The 15,268-nt window shown below is 65.6% G+C and carries 15 protein-coding genes; 9 read left to right on the top strand and 6 right to left on the bottom strand.

Going from position 1 to position 15,268, the window contains the following annotated elements; translation table 11 throughout:
• Nucleotides 1–2 precede the first annotated feature (2 nt).
• The 3 genes from hyi to ACZ9AQ_RS22870 are packed head-to-tail and all read left to right on the top strand — an operon-like array spanning nucleotide 3 to nucleotide 2,686.
• Entirely contained in the window at nucleotides 3–788 is a 786-nt protein-coding gene (hyi, locus tag ACZ9AQ_RS22880; protein ID WP_429206958.1) for a hydroxypyruvate isomerase, read from the top strand.
• Nucleotides 789–834: 46 nt separating this feature from the next.
• The gene (locus ACZ9AQ_RS22875) at nucleotides 835–1,722 is read left to right on the top strand and encodes a 2-hydroxy-3-oxopropionate reductase (protein WP_429206959.1); all 888 of its coding nucleotides are present in this window, start codon (nucleotides 835–837) and stop codon (nucleotides 1,720–1,722) included.
• A 31-nt stretch (nucleotides 1,723–1,753) separates the two neighbouring features.
• On the top strand, nucleotides 1,754–2,686 hold the full coding sequence (locus tag ACZ9AQ_RS22870; protein WP_429206960.1) for a histone deacetylase family protein: 933 nt from the start codon (nucleotides 1,754–1,756) through the stop codon (nucleotides 2,684–2,686).
• A gap of 108 nt (nucleotides 2,687–2,794) precedes the next feature.
• Here the strand turns inward: ACZ9AQ_RS22870 and ACZ9AQ_RS22865 are convergent, their stop codons facing one another.
• Both ACZ9AQ_RS22865 and ACZ9AQ_RS22860 read right to left on the bottom strand, forming a co-directional pair.
• Entirely contained in the window at nucleotides 2,795–2,950 is a 156-nt protein-coding gene (locus ACZ9AQ_RS22865; protein WP_429206961.1) for a hypothetical protein, read from the bottom strand.
• Nucleotides 2,951–3,125: 175 nt separating this feature from the next.
• Entirely contained in the window at nucleotides 3,126–4,109 is a 984-nt protein-coding gene (locus tag ACZ9AQ_RS22860) for a LysR family transcriptional regulator (RefSeq protein WP_429206962.1), read from the bottom strand.
• A gap of 127 nt (nucleotides 4,110–4,236) precedes the next feature.
• Between ACZ9AQ_RS22860 and ACZ9AQ_RS22855 the strand changes: the two genes are divergently transcribed.
• From ACZ9AQ_RS22855 to ACZ9AQ_RS22845, 3 genes are all read left to right on the top strand, one after another.
• Nucleotides 4,237–4,554: an HAD family hydrolase gene (locus tag ACZ9AQ_RS22855; RefSeq protein ID WP_429206963.1), complete on the top strand. Its 318-nt coding sequence runs from the start codon at nucleotides 4,237–4,239 to the stop codon at nucleotides 4,552–4,554.
• Nucleotides 4,555–4,663: 109 nt separating this feature from the next.
• Nucleotides 4,664–5,431, top strand: coding sequence for a fumarylacetoacetate hydrolase family protein (locus ACZ9AQ_RS22850; protein ID WP_429206964.1), 768 nt, complete (start codon nucleotides 4,664–4,666; stop codon nucleotides 5,429–5,431).
• Between the two features lie 17 nt (nucleotides 5,432–5,448).
• Complete coding sequence (locus tag ACZ9AQ_RS22845) at nucleotides 5,449–6,486, top strand: 2-dehydropantoate 2-reductase (protein ID WP_429206965.1); 1,038 nt, start codon at nucleotides 5,449–5,451, stop codon at nucleotides 6,484–6,486.
• A 147-nt stretch (nucleotides 6,487–6,633) separates the two neighbouring features.
• Here the strand turns inward: ACZ9AQ_RS22845 and ACZ9AQ_RS22840 are convergent, their stop codons facing one another.
• Entirely contained in the window at nucleotides 6,634–7,242 is a 609-nt protein-coding gene (locus ACZ9AQ_RS22840; protein ID WP_429206966.1) for a Crp/Fnr family transcriptional regulator, read from the bottom strand.
• Between the two features lie 143 nt (nucleotides 7,243–7,385).
• Between ACZ9AQ_RS22840 and oxc the strand changes: the two genes are divergently transcribed.
• The 3 genes from oxc (at nucleotide 7,386) to ACZ9AQ_RS22825 (ending at nucleotide 10,950) form a co-directional block, all read left to right on the top strand.
• Nucleotides 7,386–9,092, top strand: a complete 1,707-nt coding sequence (oxc, locus tag ACZ9AQ_RS22835; protein ID WP_429206967.1) for an oxalyl-CoA decarboxylase — start codon at nucleotides 7,386–7,388, stop codon at nucleotides 9,090–9,092.
• A 94-nt stretch (nucleotides 9,093–9,186) separates the two neighbouring features.
• Nucleotides 9,187–10,437, top strand: coding sequence for a formyl-CoA transferase (frc, locus tag ACZ9AQ_RS22830; RefSeq protein WP_429206968.1), 1,251 nt, complete (start codon nucleotides 9,187–9,189; stop codon nucleotides 10,435–10,437).
• An 84-nt stretch (nucleotides 10,438–10,521) separates the two neighbouring features.
• Nucleotides 10,522–10,950 (top strand): PAS domain-containing protein, encoded by a 429-nt coding sequence (locus tag ACZ9AQ_RS22825; RefSeq protein ID WP_429206969.1) that lies wholly within the window; start codon nucleotides 10,522–10,524, stop codon nucleotides 10,948–10,950.
• 350 nt (nucleotides 10,951–11,300) lie between these two features.
• On the opposite strand, the gene ACZ9AQ_RS22820 is transcribed toward ACZ9AQ_RS22825, so the two are convergent.
• From ACZ9AQ_RS22820 to fdhF, 3 genes are read right to left on the bottom strand one after another with little or no spacing between them, the layout of a single operon-like run.
• The gene (locus ACZ9AQ_RS22820) at nucleotides 11,301–11,555 is read right to left on the bottom strand and encodes a formate dehydrogenase subunit delta (protein WP_429206970.1); all 255 of its coding nucleotides are present in this window, start codon (nucleotides 11,553–11,555) and stop codon (nucleotides 11,301–11,303) included.
• Nucleotides 11,552–12,415, bottom strand: a complete 864-nt coding sequence (gene fdhD, locus ACZ9AQ_RS22815; RefSeq protein WP_429206971.1) for a formate dehydrogenase accessory sulfurtransferase FdhD — start codon at nucleotides 12,413–12,415, stop codon at nucleotides 11,552–11,554. The genes ACZ9AQ_RS22820 and fdhD overlap by 4 nt, the downstream gene beginning before the upstream one ends.
• Complete coding sequence (gene fdhF / locus ACZ9AQ_RS22810; RefSeq protein WP_429206972.1) at nucleotides 12,412–15,261, bottom strand: formate dehydrogenase subunit alpha; 2,850 nt, start codon at nucleotides 15,259–15,261, stop codon at nucleotides 12,412–12,414. The genes fdhD and fdhF overlap by 4 nt, the downstream gene beginning before the upstream one ends.
• Between the last annotated feature and the right edge of the window lie 7 nt (nucleotides 15,262–15,268).

Below are 15,268 nucleotides of genomic sequence, written 5' to 3'. Positions count from 1 at the left end.
CAATGACCAGACTTGCCGCCAACCTGACCATGCTGTTCAACGAAGCCGATTTCCTCGACCGCTTCGAGCACGCCGCCCGGGCGGGCTTTCGCGGCGTCGAATTCCTGTTCCCGTACGCCTGCCGGCCTGAAGACATCGCCGCCCGGCTCGATGCATGCCGCCTCGAGCTGGTGCTGCACAACCTGCCGGCCGGGGACTGGGCCGGCGGCGAGCGCGGCATCGCCTGCCATCCGGGGCGCGAAGCGGAATTCCAGGACGGCGTCGACACGGCGATCGCGTATGCCAGGGCGCTGGGCGTCAAGCAGCTCAATTGCTTGGCGGGCATCGTGCCGCCCGGCGTCGCGCTGGAAGACGCGTACTCCACGCTGGTGTCGAACCTCGCATTCGCGGCCGGCAAGCTGAAACGCGAGGGGATCCGCCTCTTGATCGAACCGATCAACACCTTCGACATCCCGGGATTCTTCCTGCACGGGACGCGCCAGGCGCTGGACCTCATCCGCGCGACCGGCGCCGACAATCTGTTCCTGCAGTACGACATCTATCACATGCAGCGCATGGAGGGCGAGCTGGCGGCGACGATCAAGGCCAACCTCGGCCTGATCGGCCACATCCAGCTGGCCGACAATCCGGGCCGCGGCGAGCCGGGCACGGGCGAGATCAATTACCGCTACCTGCTCGGCATGTTGGACGAGATCGGGTATGGCGGCTGGGTCGGCTGCGAGTACAAGCCGCGGGCGGGCACCGCCCAGGGATTGCGCTGGATCGGCGAACACGGCCTGCAGGCATAGTTCGGCTCGTGAAGCGCTTCGCACGACAACACTTCTGGAGACCATCATGACGAAAGTAGGATTCATCGGCCTTGGCATCATGGGCGGCCCCATGGCCGGCAAGCTGCAGGAGGGCGGCTGCAAGCTGTTCCTGCACGACCTGAAAAATCCGCCGCTGGGGCTGATCGAGGGCGGCGCCACCGTCTGCACCAACGCCACCGAGGTGGCCAAGCGCGCCGACATCATCATCGTGATGGTGCCCGATACCCCGCACGTCGAAGAAGTGCTGTTCGGCGCCGACGGCGTGGCCGCGGGCCTCACGCCGGGCAAGATCGTGATCGACATGAGTTCGATCTCGCCGATGGCCACCAAGGAGTTCGCCAAGAAGATCAACAAGCGCCAGTGCGACTACCTCGACGCGCCGGTGTCGGGCGGCGAGGTGGGGGCGCGCGCCGCCACCCTGACCATCATGGTGGGCGGCGCGCAAGAGGCGTTCGACCGCGCCAGGTCGCTGTTCGAGCTGATGGGGAAGAACATCACCCTGGTCGGCGGCAACGGCGATGGCCAGACCACCAAGGTGGCCAACCAGATCATCGTCGCGCTGAACATCCAGGCCGTGGCGGAGGCGCTGCTGTTCGCCTCGAAGGCGGGCGCCGACCCGGCCCGGGTCAGGCAGGCGCTGATGGGCGGCTTCGCCGCCTCGCGCATCCTGGAAGTGCACGGCGAGCGGATGGTCAAGCGCACCTTCGCGCCGGGCTTCCGCATCGAGCTGCACCAGAAGGACCTGAACCTGGCGCTGCAGGGGGCCAAGAGCCTCGGTCTCGCGCTGCCGAATACCGCCACCGCGCAGGAGCTGATGAATTCCTGCGCCGCCCACGGCATGGCCCAACTCGATCATTCGGCGCTGTGCCAGGCGATCGAGCGGATGTCGAACCACGCCATCGCCGCAGATTGACGCGGCTGCCTGCCGCCATCGGAGACAGCATATGGATACCTGGGTATTTCATCATCCGGCCTGCCTGGCGCACGAGCCCGGGCCGGGCCATCCCGAAGCGCCGCAGCGCCTGCAGTCGGTCATGAAGGCGCTGCGCCAGCCGGAATTTTCGCAGCTGACCTGGCGCGAAGCGCCGCTCGGCACGCGCGAGCAGGTGTTGCTGGTGCACCACGCCGAGTACGTCGACGCGATCGCCGCCGCGGCGCCGGGCCGCGGCCTGGTGGCGCTGGACGGCGGCGACACCCTGATGTCGCCCGGCACCTGGGAGGCGGTGATGCGCTGCGTCGGCGCCGCCTGCGCCGGGGTCGATGCGGTGATGGCGGGCGAAGCCGCCAACGCGTTCTGCGCGACCCGGCCGTGCGGCCACCATGCCGAGCCGGACCGGGCGATGGGCTTCTGCATCTTCAACCAGGCCGCCATTGCCGCCGTTCACGCGCTCGAGACGCACGGCCTGCAGCGCGTGGCCGTGGTCGATTTCGACGTTCACCACGGCAATGGAACCCAGGCCGCATGCTTTCACCGGCCACAACTGTTCTTCGCCTCGAGCCACCAGTCGCCGCTGTACCCGGGAACCGGCGCGGCGCACGAGTCGGGGGCAAGCGGCAATATCGTGAACCTGCCGTTGCCGCCGGGCTGCGGCTCGACGCTGTTCCGGTCCGCCGTGGCGCGCGAGCTGCTGCCCGCCTTGCGGCGCTTCGCGCCCGAGCTGATCGTGGTGTCGGCCGGTTTTGACGCGCACCGCTGCGACCCGCTGGCCAGTATGGCCCTGGAAGACGAGGATTTCGCCTGGATCACGCGCGAGGTGATGGCAATTGCAGGGGAGGCGTGCGAGGGACGGATCGTGTCGATCCTGGAAGGCGGCTACAGCGTCGAGGGGCTGCTGGGCGGCAGCGCGGCGCATGTGCGTGCGCTGATGGGGCACTGATCGAATGCTGATTGGCGCGGGGGCGAAAGCCCCGCGCGGCCACGACAAACCCGGTTCGCGCTGCCCCAGGGGGCGCGCGCGCCGTGTCGTCGCGTGGTGGACCCTAAATTACAGGCCGCAATTGTAGTATGCCGGGTCCGAATCCTGGCCGGTGTAGCCTGGCTCGAGCTTCTCGCGCAGGTTGAGCGTGAGGAAAGCGACGATGAGCGACAGCAGCGAGTGCGACGGGGCTGCGAACGTGGTGTGGGCTGGTGCGTTGATCATGACTGGCTCCTGAAAGTTGGTTTGTGCGATGCAGTAAATATAGGGATTACTCAATCGTGCTTCCAATTTCGAGTTCTGATACCAGTTATGCTGTTCATGAATGTTTCCTACTAAAAACCGGCATTTTTGTGAGATCTGACGTTGGCGCGGCCGGTCATCCTGTGTGGCTGCGCAGCTACAAGCTCCTGTCAACGCCTTGCCGGTCAGCATCCGGACTGGCCGGCGTGTCCGGCATGGGCGAGGGAATCAGCGCGGCGATCCGGGTCTCCCCTTCATCGAGCAGGAACTGGCGAAACGCCCGCGCCACCGGTGGCAGCCGCTTTTCGCGGCGGTGCACCACGTACCAGTTGAGCATCAAGGGAAACCCCTCGACCTCCAGCACCACCAGGCTGCGCGCCGCGAGTTCGCGGCCGATCGTGTGAAACGACAGGAAGCCCAGTCCGATGCCGGCGATTACCGCCTGCTTGATCGTCTCAGTGCTTTTGATTTCCATCGCGACGGTCAGTTCGGCCAGGTGCGGGCCGAAGGCGTCCTGCATCGAGAACCAGGTATCGGAGCCCGGTTCGCGAATCACGAACGGGTGACGGACCAGGTCGCTCATCGGGATGCGCCCCGGTGCGGCTGCCGCCAGCGGATGGTCGGGCGCGGCCACGATGACGTAGGGGTGGGGGGCGAACGCATCGTTCTGCGTGTCGAGTTCGGCGGGGGGGCGCACCATCACGGCCAGGTCGGTGCGATTCGCCGCCAGCTTGTCCAGCAGCTCTTCGCGGTTGTGCACCGTCAGGTTCAGTTGCACGCCCGGATGCTGGCGCGCGAACGCGACCATCAGCTGTGGAAAGAAGTAGTCGCCGGCACTGATCACCGCCACGTTCAGCTTGCCGCCGGCGATTCCCTTGAGTTGTGCCATCGCATCTTCGGCCTCATCGAACTGCTGGATGATGGCGCGGCAGAAGTGCAGCAGCTCTTCGCCCGCCTGGGTCAGGTAGATCTTCTTTCCCAGCTGTTCGAACAAGGGCATGCCGACGTGGCCCTCGAGCGTGCGGACCTGGGTCGATACGGCGGGCTGAGTCAGGTGCAGCTCCTCGGCGGCGCGCGAAAAGCTGAGGCGGCGCGCGACCGTCTCGAAGACCTTCAGTTGTCGCAGTGTCGCGTTCTTCATCGGTGCCCCCATCCAGGTATAAGCAGTCGTTAATGATTATCCCTAAAAACTTTCACTATTACTCATCATTTTGTTGGACTACGATGGTTTCAACACAGCTCGACCGCAACCACCAAAGGAGAGTGCCATGACGACGATCTGCAGCAGCGACATCGATGCCGAATGCAACGCTTACAACGCGGCCTTTCATGAACTGGGACTGAGCTGGGTCTGGGACACCGGACTCTATGCGAGCGCGGTCGCCGGCGCCGACGACCGCACGGGCCTGCGCAATTACCTGGCGCGGCATCAACCGCACCTCCTGAGCGCGCACGACGCCGACTTCCTGGTCGAGGCGATCCTGGCCGCCAAGGAACGCTGCCAGGCGCAGCTGAGCGCCGCCGGCTGCAATCCCAGGGCTTTCATCGACTGGTCCGCGTTGCAGCAGCGCCAGATCGGCGCCTAGGCCCGAGCGGGCCTGCTGAGATTTTCGAATCTTAACCGTGGTCAAGGATATACGGAATCGGTTCTTCCACAATCAGCCATCCACCGACCCGACGTACGAGAGACATCATATGATCCGACACTGGATACGCTTTCAACACCTCGACACCGTACGTTTCGGCACGATCGAGGGCGACAAGATACGGATCTTCAAGGGCGATATGTTCGACAGCCCGCAGCGCACCGACCTGTCGGTGAACCTGGACGAGGTCGAGGTGCTCACACCGAGCGTGCCTGGCAAGGTGCTGGCGATGTGGAACAACTTTCATGCACTCGGCCAGAAGCTGGGCCTGGAGCCCCCGGACGAGCCGCTCTACCTGATGAAGCCGCCGACGTCCTACCTGGCGCCGGGCGGCACGATCCGCAAGCCGCGGTGCGAGGGCAAGGTGGCGTTCGAGGGCGAACTGGCGATCGTGATCGGCCGCCGCTGCAGCGCGGTCCCGGTCGAGGACGCTGCCGACTACGTGTTCGGCTATACCTGCGCCAACGACGTCACCGTGGGCGAGATCATCGCGCGCGACCCGACCTTTCCGCAGTGGGTGCGCGCCAAGGGCTTCGACACCTTTTGCCCGTTCGGCCCGGTCATCGCCACCGGGCTCAACCCGGCCATGCTGGTCGTGCGCACGACCCTGAACGGCGAGGTGCGCCAGGATTACCCGATCAACGACATGGTGTTTTCGGTGGCCGAGCTGGTCAGCCGGATCTCGCAGGACATGACACTGGAGCCAGGCGACCTCCTGCTGTGCGGGACGTCGGTCGGCGTCGGCTCGATGCGCCCGGGCAGCACGATCGAGGTAGAGATCGACGGCATCGGAAAGCTCATCAATCGGTTCGAGTAAACGACAAGGGGTGGGTCATGAAGATCGCAGTGATTGGAGCGGGAGCAATTGGCGGCCTGGTCGGCGCGAGGCTGGCGCTGGCGGGCGAAGAGGTGACGTTCATCGTGCGGGGAGCCAATCTGGCGGCGATTCGCGCCAACGGCATCAAGCTCATCGAGATGGATGGCGAGGAGAAGGTGGCCTCGGAGGTGCGGGCGACGGACGACTATGACGCGGCCGGCGAGCAGGACCTGGTGATCCTGGCCCTCAAGGCGCACCAGGTCGATGGCGTATCGGCCCAGATCGGCAAGCTGTTCGGGCCGCGCACCGTGGTGGTGACGATGCAGAACGGCATACCTTTCTGGTATTTCCACCGCCATGGCGGCGAGTTCGACGGGCGCACCGTGCACAGCGTCGACGCCGGCGGCGAACTGGCGCGCCGGATTCCCCCGGAGCGGGTGCTCGGCTGCGTGGTCTATCCGGCCGCCGAACTGGTGGCGCCGGGCGTCATCCGGCACATCGAAGGCGCGCGCTTCCCGCTGGGGGAACTGGACGGCACGGCGAGCGAGCGGGTGACTGCGGTGTCGGCCTGCTTCCAGAACGCCGGCTTCAAGTCGCCGGTGCTCGACAATATCCGCGCCGAGATCTGGCTCAAGCTGTGGGGCAACGTCTGCTTCAATCCGATCAGCGCGCTGGCTCATTCGACCCTGGTCGACATCTGCCAGTACCCGCTCACGCGCGAGCTGGCGGCGGAAATGATGCGCGAGGCGGAAGCGGTCGCCACCAAGCTGGGCATCACCTTCCGCGTGCCGCTGGACCGCCGTATCGAGGGGGCCGCGCAGATCGGCAAGCACAAGACCTCGATGCTGCAGGACGTGGAGGCGGGCCGGGGACCCGAGATCGATGCGCTGGTCGGGTCGGTGATCGAACTGGCGCGCATGACCGGCACACCCACGCCGCATATCGATTCGGCGTATGCGCTCGTCAAGCTGCTGGAGCAGACCATGACCGAAGAGGGCGGCGGGGTAAAGCTGCAGAGGGCGGTGACGCCGGTAACGCCGGTATCGACAGTTTAGCCGCATGCACGTCGCCCCCGCGGAGGCGGGGGCCCAAGTTTGCAAGCGTCTCGGTAACGCATGCAGCGCTTGGGCCCCCGCCAAGGCGCCCGGCGAGGGCGGGGGCGACGTTTTCGAGCAAACGAAGCAAACAGCTTTGCTCGACCTTCAGATCTTTCCCCGATTCTTCAGGCGGCTCAGCGTTTCCGGCGACAGGTTCAGGTACGCCGCCAGTTCTTTCTTCGGCAGCCGTTCGAACAGGTCGGGGTGCTTGCGCATGAAGCGGTGGACCCGGCCCGGCGCGTCGAGCAGGTGCAGCGTGATGGTGTGCGCCATGATGGCGCTCATCAGGTTCATGACCTCGTATTCGAAGGCCTGCTTCACGGTGCGGTGGCTTGCCAGGTAATCGACCCATTGGGGCAGCGGCATGCGCGCCACCCGCACCTTGGTGACGCAGGCGATGGAAAAAGGCGTCGGCGTCTTGAGGCACCAGGCGGCGTAGCTGGTTTCGATGTCGCGTTCCGCCGAAAAGCGCAGGATCATTTCCTTGGCTTCCTGGTTGGAGACCTGGCGCTTGAGGATGCCGTCCAGGATGAAGTACTGCGACATCTCGTGCACACCCTGGTTCAGCAGCAAGTCGCCTTTCTGGTGGTTCTCGATCGTCAGGTACGGCTCGAGCGCCGCCATTTCACTGTCGCGCAGTTCCTTGAGCACTACATTCTGCTTTAACTGCAGACGAATGATGTTTCGTTCCGAGTGATTTGCAATAGTCGTCATGAACGCGGTCGATTTTCGTGATTCTCACATGATGCGGCCAAAATTGACCATGGTCAATGAGACAAATCAGACGTGCTGGATATGATGGTTTGCGGGCGATACACACCGCGTTCTGCCCGGATCGACAATAACTGGAGACAGCAATGACTAACCACGTATCGGTAGACGTGACCGACGGCTTCCACCTGGTAATCGATGCCCTGAAACACAACGACATCGATACGATCTTCGGCCTGGTCGGCATTCCGATTACCGACCTGGCGCGCCTGGCGCAGGCCGAGGGGATGCGTTTCATCGGCTTTCGTCATGAACAGAACGCCGGCAATGCCGCGGCAATCGCCGGCTACATGACGCAAAAGCCGGGTATTTGCTTGACGGTCTCGGCGCCGGGCTTCCTCAACGGCCTGACGGCGCTGGCCAACGCCACCACCAACTGCTTCCCGATGATCCTGATTTCAGGATCGAGCGAACGCGAGATCGTCGACCTGCAGCAGGGCGACTATGAAGAAATGGACCAGCTGAACGCGGCCAAGCCCTACGCCAAGGCGTCCTACCGCATCAACAAGGCCGAGGACATCGGCGTCGGCGTCGCGCGGGCGATTCGCGCCGCCGTCTCGGGCCGCCCGGGCGGCGTCTATCTCGACCTGCCGGCCCAGCTGCTGGCGCAGACGATCGAGGCAGGCCACGCCAAGCGTTCGCTGATCAAGGTGGTCGACCCGGTGCCGCGCCAGATCCCGGCGCCGGACGCGGTGCAGCGCGCGCTCGACCTGCTCAAGGGCGCGAAGAAGCCGCTGATCCTGCTCGGCAAGGGCGCCGCCTACGCGCAGGCCGATGCGGACATCCGCGCGCTGGTCGAGCGCACCGGCATTCCCTACCTGCCGATGTCGATGGCCAAGGGCCTGTTGCCCGATACGCATCCGCAGTCGGCCTCCGCGGCCCGCTCCTACGTGCTGGCCGAGGCCGACGTGGTGGTGCTGATCGGCGCGCGGCTCAACTGGCTGTTGTCGCATGGCAAGGGCAAGACCTGGGGCAAACCCAAGCAGTTCGTCCAGATCGATATCTCGCCCACCGAAATCGACAGCAACGTGGCGATCGCCGCGCCCGTGATCGGCGATATCGGCTCGTGCGTGGCGGCCCTGCTCGACGGGCTGGACGGCGCCGGCATCGCGAAGCCGGATGCCGAATGGCTCGACCCGATCGCCGAGCGCAAGGAGCAGAACATGGCCAAGATGGCGGCACTGCTCAATCGCGATGCGGCGCCGATGAACTTCCATACCGCCCTGCGCGCGATCCGCGACGTCCTCAAGCAGCATCCGGACATCAACCTGGTGAACGAGGGCGCCAACACCCTGGACTATGCGCGCAGCATCGTCGACCAGTACCAGCCGCGCAAGCGTTTCGACTCCGGCACCTGGGGCATCATGGGGATCGGCATGGGCTATGCGATCGGCGCGGCCGTCGTCAGCGGCAAGCCGGTGGTCGCGATCGAAGGCGACAGCGCCTTCGGTTTCAGCGGCATGGAACTCGAGACGATCTGCCGCTACGAGCTGCCGGTGACGACCATCATCTTCAACAACAACGGCGTCTACCGCGGCACCGACGTCAACCCGACCGGCGGCAAGGACGTCGCCCCGACCGTGTTCGTCAAGAACGCCCGCTACGACAAGATGATCGAGGCCTTCGGCGGCATCGGCTACCACGCCACCACGCCGGAAGAGCTGACCCGGGCGCTGAGCGAGGCGATCGCGGCCGGCAAGCCGGCCCTGATCAATGCCGTGATCGACGAGTCGGCCGGCACCGAAAGCGGCCGCCTGACCAATCTGAATCCGCAAAGCAACGCGAAAAAGTGACATCACGCGCGACACAGCGACAGGCACGACCGCCGGCGCCCATGAGGCCGCCGGTGGTTTCCGCAATATCGACTGCATAAAGGAGACTGACATCATGAGCAAACCACTCGAAGGCATCAAGATCATCGACTTCACCCACGTCCAGGCCGGCCCTGCCTGCACCCAGCTGCTGGCGTGGTTCGGCGCCGACGTGATCAAGGTCGAGCGTCCCGGCGCGGGCGACGTCACGCGTTCGCAGTTGCGCGACATCCCCGGCGTCGACGCCCTGTATTTCACCATGCTCAACAGTAACAAGCGTTCGCTGACGCTCGACACCAAGAAGCCAGAAGGAAAGGAAATCCTGACCAAGCTGATCAAGGAGTCGGACGTGCTGGTGGAGAACTTCGGCCCGGGCGCGCTCGATCGCATGGGCTTTACCTGGGAGCACATCAAGGAATTGAACCCGGGCATGATCGTGGCGTCGGTCAAGGGCTTCAGCGACGGTCACCACTACGAAGACCTGAAGGTCTATGAAAACGTGGCACAGTGCGCCGGCGGCGCGGCCTCGACCACCGGTTTCGACGACGGCCCGCCAACCGTCAGCGCCGCCGCCCTGGGCGACAGCAATACCGGCATGCACCTGGCGATCGGCATCCTGACCGCCCTGCGTGCGCGCGACACCACGGGCAAGGGCCAGAAAGTGGCGGTGTCGATGCAGGACAGCGTGCTCAACCTGTGCCGCGTCAAGCTGCGCGACCAGCAGCGCCTGGACCGGGTCGGCTACCTCGAAGAATATCCGCAGTATCCGCACGGCAAGTTCTCGGATGTCGTGCCGCGCGGCGGCAATGCCGGCGGCGGCGGCCAGCCGGGCTGGGTGCTCAAGTGCAAGGGCTGGGAGACCGACCCCAACGCCTATATCTACTTCACCATCCAGGGCCATGCCTGGGCGCCGATCTGCAAGGCGATCGGCAAGGAAGAGTGGATCGACGACCCCGCGTACATGACCGCCCTCGCGCGCCAGGACAAGATCTTCGACATCTTCGGGACGATCGAGGAGTGGCTGAAGGACAAGACCAAATTCGAGGCGGTCGACATCCTGCGCAAGTACGACATCCCGTGCTCGCCGGTGCTGTCGATGAAGGAAATCGCCGCCGATCCATCGCTGCGCGCCAGCGGCACGATCGCCGAGGTCGAGCACAAGGAACGGGGCAAGTACCTGACCGTGGGCAGCCCGATCAAGTTCTCGGACATGAAGGTCGAGATCAAGGGCTCGCCGCTGCTGGGCGAACACACCGACGAAGTGCTGGAAAGCCTGGGATACAGCAGCAACGAGATCGCGGCGCTGCACGAAAAGCAGGTGGTGTGAGCGCGGAACTGGCTGGATAAAACGAAACTTCGGTGCGCGTCGGCGGTCTGCCGCGCGCACCTTTTTTTTCATGGGGGAGATACCATGCAGGCTGATATCGATTTCCAACAACTGCTGCAGGCACTGGGCGACGGCGTCATCGTTTGCGATGCACAAGGCGACATCACGTTCTGGAACGCCGCCGCCACGCGCATTTTCGGCTTCACCGAAAGCGAGGCCATCGGGAAGTCGCTGGACCTGATCGTGCCCCAGCGCCAGCGCCAGCGGCACTGGGACGGTTATCACAAGACCATGGCCACCGGCGAGACGCGCTATGGCGCCGACGTGCTGCGGGTGCCGGCCGTGCACAAGGACGACAAACCCTTGTCGATCGCCTTCACGGTGGCGCTGCTGCACGGGCCGGACGGGGAAGTGTCGGCGATCGTCGCCGTGGTGCGCGACGAGACCGAACGCTGGGGAGAAGAACGCAAGCTGCGCGCGCGCCTGGCCCAGCTCGAGACAACGCAGGCTTGAGCGTGCGCCTGGAAGTGCGCTTCATGTTGGTCCTGCGGCCCCGGCACGTCATTCCGCGGCCCCGGCACGTCATTCCGCGGCCCCGGCACGTCATTCCAGGGCCCGGGCACGTCATTCCACGGCTCGAGCACGTCATTCCCGCGACCCGAGCACGTCATTCCGCGACCCAAGCACGTCATTCCCGCGAAGGCGGGAATCCAGGTTTTACGCGTTGCCGCTGCGCTCTAACGGAGTGGCTGCATAACGGGCTTGGATTCCCGCCTGCGCGGGAATGACGCATCCAGGCCGCGGGAATGACATATCCACGCCGCGGGAATGACGTGTTCAGGTTGCCGGAATGACTTTGGCAATCAACCTGCGTCGCCACCCGGCGGCGGCGGCGGCATGTGGTCGCGCCGGTGCTCCAGCAAGGCTTCGATCACGAACGGGTTGAGTCCTTCGCCCTGCGTCTCGTCGATGTGCAGGAACAGCCGGCTGCGCATGCGCGGCGCCCAGAAGCGCTGCAGGTGGTTGGCGATCTCGGTGCGGCCCTCCGTGGGGTCGGGATAGGACGCGAAGAAGGTGCCGATCTGGTTGGCCATGGTGACCAGGTTGTCGATGTTCATGCGGACTCCATAGCGATGTTGGCGCCGTGGGCGTAGGCGACGAAGTCGTCGCCGCGGGCGAAGGCGACCAGGGTCAGGCCGCAGCCGAGCGCGGTACGGACGGCGAGGGCGGTCGGCGCCGAGATGGCGACCAGCGCGCCGATGCCGACGGTGGCGGCTTTTTGCACCATCTCGACGCTGGCGCGGCTGGTGATCAGGCAAAAACCATCGGCGAGGTCGGCGCCTTGCAAGTGCAGGCCACCGATCAGCTTGTCGAGGGCGTTGTGGCGGCCGACGTCCTCGAACGCCGCGCGCGGCGCGCCGTCACGGCCGCACCACAAGGCCGCGTGGGTGGCGCCGGTGAGGCGGTTGAGCGGCTGCCGGGTCCTGGCCTGCGCCAGGGCGCGGCGAATCGCCGCGCCGGACAGCGCGCGCGTGGGCGCGAGAAGCGGCAGGGGACGGATCACCTGGGCCAGGCTGTCGGCGCCGCACAGGCCGCAGCCGGTGCGACCGGCCAGGCTGCGCCGCCGTTCCTTGAGGCGCATGAAGGCTTTGGCGGCCACGTCGATGTGGGCGGTGATGCCCGCCGCGCCGCGTGTGATCTCGACCCCGTAGCATTCGGCGGGCGAGGCGATGATGCCTTCGCTGAGCGAAAAGCCGAGCGCGAATTCTTCCAGGTCGGCCGGCGTCGCCAGCATCACGGCGTGCGAGACGCCGTTGTACTCGAGCGCCACCGGCACTTCTTCGGCCAGCTCATCCTCGGTCGGGGCCTCCGGTGCGGCCGCGCCCGCGCGCATGCGCGCGACCGCCATGCGCGCGCTCGGCGCGTAGGCCACCGCCGCTACATGGTCTTGCGGCGCCAGGTCGATGGCGCACGTCATGCGACCGGCTCCGCCAGGCCCAGCTGCATCTGATTGAAGCGGGCATATTCCAGCTGCCAGTCCGACTGTTGCTGCACCGGCATCACCTGCACCGCCGTGACCTTGTATTCGGGGCAGTTGGTGGCCCAGTCGGAATTCTCGGTCGTGATGACGTTGGCGCCCGATTCGGGGAAGTGGAAGGTGGTGTAGACCACGCCCGGCTGCATGCGCTCGGTGACCATCGCCCGCAGCACGGTCTCGCCCGCGCGGCTGTGGATACCGACCCACTGGCCATCCTCGATGCCGCGCTCCTGGGCGTCGTGCGGGTGGATCTCGAGCCGGTCTTCGGCGTGCCAGCGCACGTTCTCGGTGCGGCGCGTCTGCGCGCCGACGTTGTACTGCGACAGGATGCGGCCGGTGGTCAGGATCAACGGATACTTGCGCGTCACCTTCTCGTCGGTGGCGACGTATTGGGTGATGATGAAACGGCCCTTGCCGCGCACGAAGCCGTCGACGTGCATGGTCGGCGTGCCTTCCGGCGCCGCGTCGTTGCATGGCCACTGGATGCTGCCCAGTTCGTCGAGGCGCCGGTAGCTCACGCCGCTGAAGGTCGGCGTGAGCTGCGCGATCTCGTCCATGATCTCGGACGGGTGGCGGTAATTCATCGGATACCCCAGCCGGTTCGACAGCGCCATCGTGACTTCCCAGTCGGCATAGCCGGCCCGTGGCGGCATTACCTTGCGCACGCGCGAGATGCGGCGTTCGGCATTGGTGAACGTGCCGTCCTTTTCCAGGAACGAGGAACCCGGCAGCAGCACGTGGGCATACTTGGCGGTCTCGTTCAGGAAGATGTCCTGCACCACGATGCATTCCATCGCTTCGAGCGCCGCGGTGACGTGCTGGGTGTTGGGGTCGGACTGGACGATGTCTTCGCCCTGGCAATACAGGCCCATGAAGCTGCCGTCGAGGGCGGCCTCGAACATGTTCGGGATGCGCAGCCCCGGTTCGGCCTGCAGCGGCACGCCCCAGGCCTGTTCGAACAGGGTGCGCACGGTGGTGTCCGAAACGTGGCGGTAGCCTGGCAGCTCGTGCGGGAACGAACCGATGTCGCACGAGCCCTGCACGTTGTTCTGTCCGCGCAGCGGATTGACGCCGACCCCGGCGCGGCCGACGTTACCGGTGACCATCGCCAGGTTGGCAATGCCCATGACGGCGGTCGAGCCCTGCGCGTGCTCGGTCACGCCCAGGCCATAGAAGATCGCGCCATTGCCGCCGAGCGCATACAGGCGGGCGGCTTCGCGCACCTGCTGCGCCGGCACGCCGGTGATCGCTTCCATCGCTTCCGGCGAGTTCTCGGGCTGGGCGACGAAGGCGCGCCACTGCGCGAAGGCGCGCAGGTCGCAGCGCTCGGTGATGAAATCGTTCGCCATCAGGCCTTCGGTGACGATCACGTGGGCCAGCGAACTGATGATGGCGACGTTGGTGCCCGGCCGCAGCTGCAGGTGGTAGTCGGCGCGGATGTGCGGCGACCTGACCAGGTCGATGCGGCGCGGATCGATGACGATCAGCCGCGCGCCCTGGCGCAGGCGCTTCTTCATGCGCGAGGCGAACACCGGGTGGCCGTCGGTCGGGTTGGCGCCGATGACCAGGATCACGTCGGCCTTCTCCACCGACTTGAAGGTCTGGGTGCCGGCCGATTCGCCGAGCGTCGTTTTCAGGCCGTAGCCGGTCGGCGAGTGGCACACGCGGGCGCAGGTGTCGACGTTGTTGTTGCCAAACGCCGCGCGGACCAGCTTTTGCACCAGGTAGCCTTCTTCGTTGGTGCAACGCGACGAGACGATGCCGCCGATCGCGTCCCGGCCATGCTTGGCCTGGATGCGCTTGAATTCGGATGCCGCGTAGTCGAGCGCCTCGTCCCACGACACTTCCTTCCAGGGGTCGGTGATCTTCGCGCGGATCATGGGTTTCAGGATGCGGTCCTTGTGGGTGGCGTAGCCCCAGGCGAAGCGGCCCTTGACGCAGGCATGGCCCTCGTTGGCCTTGCCGTCCCTGGTCGGCACCATGCGCACCACCTCGTTGCCCTTCATCTCGGCATTGAGCGAGCAACCGACGCCGCAATAGGCGCAGGTGGTGGTGATGCTGTGCTCGGCCTGGCCGAGCCAGATGACCGATTTCTCGGTGAGGGTGGCGGTCGGGCAGGCTTCGACGCAGGCGCCGCACGAGACGCATTCGGACTGCATGAACGGTTCGTCCTGGCCGGCCGACACGCGCGCGTCGAAGCCGCGCCCCGAGATGGTCAGCGCGAAGGTGCCTTGCGTCTCTTCGCAGGCGCGCACGCAGCGGTTGCACACGATGCACTTGGACGAATCGAAGGTGAAATAGGGGTTGCTCTCGTCCTTGCCGAGCTTGAGGTGGTTGGCGCCTTCGTAGCCGTAGCGCACTTCGCGCAGGCCGGTGACGCCGGCCATGTCCTGCAGCTCGCAATTGCCGTTGGCGGGGCAGGTAAGGCAGTCGAGCGGGTGGTCGGAGATGTACAGCTCCATCACGCCCTTGCGGATCTCTTGCAGCTTGGCGCTCTGGGTGCGCACCACCATGCCCGCCTCGGCCGGCGTGGTGCACGACGCCGGATAGCCGCGGCGGCCTTCGATCTCGACCAGGCACAGGCGGCAGGAGCCGAACGGCTCCAGGCTGTCGGTGGCGCACAGCTTGGGGATGTTGATGCTGTTCTCGGCCGCGGCGCGCATCAGCGAGGTGCCGGCCGGGACGGTGACCTGGACGCCGTCGATGGTCAGGGTGATCATCTCGGTGGCGATGTGGATTTCTTTCGCCGGCGTGCCGAAGTCGCGGGTGAGGATGGTTTCGATCATTGCCTTT

It is taken from the genome of Massilia sp. UYP34, assembly GCF_056279385.1.
Note: the sequence above shows the minus strand (reverse complement) of the source record. Positions and strands in the feature narration are given on the sequence as shown.

Excerpts from the sequence above, each read along its gene's own strand:
- ACZ9AQ_RS22855 (WP_429206963.1), top strand. The coding sequence starts at position 4,237 with ATGACGACGATCTGCAGCAGCGACATCGATGCCGAATGCAACGCTTAC.
- ACZ9AQ_RS22825 (WP_429206969.1), top strand. The coding sequence starts at position 10,522 with ATGCAGGCTGATATCGATTTCCAACAACTGCTGCAGGCACTGGGCGAC.
- fdhD (WP_429206971.1), bottom strand. The coding sequence starts at position 12,415 with ATGACGTGCGCCATCGACCTGGCGCCGCAAGACCATGTAGCGGCGGTG.
- frc (WP_429206968.1), top strand. The coding sequence starts at position 9,187 with ATGAGCAAACCACTCGAAGGCATCAAGATCATCGACTTCACCCACGTC.
- ACZ9AQ_RS22860 (WP_429206962.1), bottom strand. The coding sequence starts at position 4,109 with ATGAAGAACGCGACACTGCGACAACTGAAGGTCTTCGAGACGGTCGCG.
- ACZ9AQ_RS22865 (WP_429206961.1), bottom strand. The coding sequence starts at position 2,950 with ATGATCAACGCACCAGCCCACACCACGTTCGCAGCCCCGTCGCACTCG.
- hyi (WP_429206958.1), top strand. The coding sequence starts at position 3 with ATGACCAGACTTGCCGCCAACCTGACCATGCTGTTCAACGAAGCCGAT.
- ACZ9AQ_RS22845 (WP_429206965.1), top strand. The coding sequence starts at position 5,449 with ATGAAGATCGCAGTGATTGGAGCGGGAGCAATTGGCGGCCTGGTCGGC.
- ACZ9AQ_RS22840 (WP_429206966.1), bottom strand. The coding sequence starts at position 7,242 with ATGACGACTATTGCAAATCACTCGGAACGAAACATCATTCGTCTGCAG.
- oxc (WP_429206967.1), top strand. The coding sequence starts at position 7,386 with ATGACTAACCACGTATCGGTAGACGTGACCGACGGCTTCCACCTGGTA.
- ACZ9AQ_RS22875 (WP_429206959.1), top strand. The coding sequence starts at position 835 with ATGACGAAAGTAGGATTCATCGGCCTTGGCATCATGGGCGGCCCCATG.
- ACZ9AQ_RS22870 (WP_429206960.1), top strand. The coding sequence starts at position 1,754 with ATGGATACCTGGGTATTTCATCATCCGGCCTGCCTGGCGCACGAGCCC.
- ACZ9AQ_RS22820 (WP_429206970.1), bottom strand. The coding sequence starts at position 11,555 with ATGAACATCGACAACCTGGTCACCATGGCCAACCAGATCGGCACCTTC.
- ACZ9AQ_RS22850 (WP_429206964.1), top strand. The coding sequence starts at position 4,664 with ATGATCCGACACTGGATACGCTTTCAACACCTCGACACCGTACGTTTC.
- fdhF (WP_429206972.1), bottom strand. The coding sequence starts at position 15,261 with ATGATCGAAACCATCCTCACCCGCGACTTCGGCACGCCGGCGAAAGAA.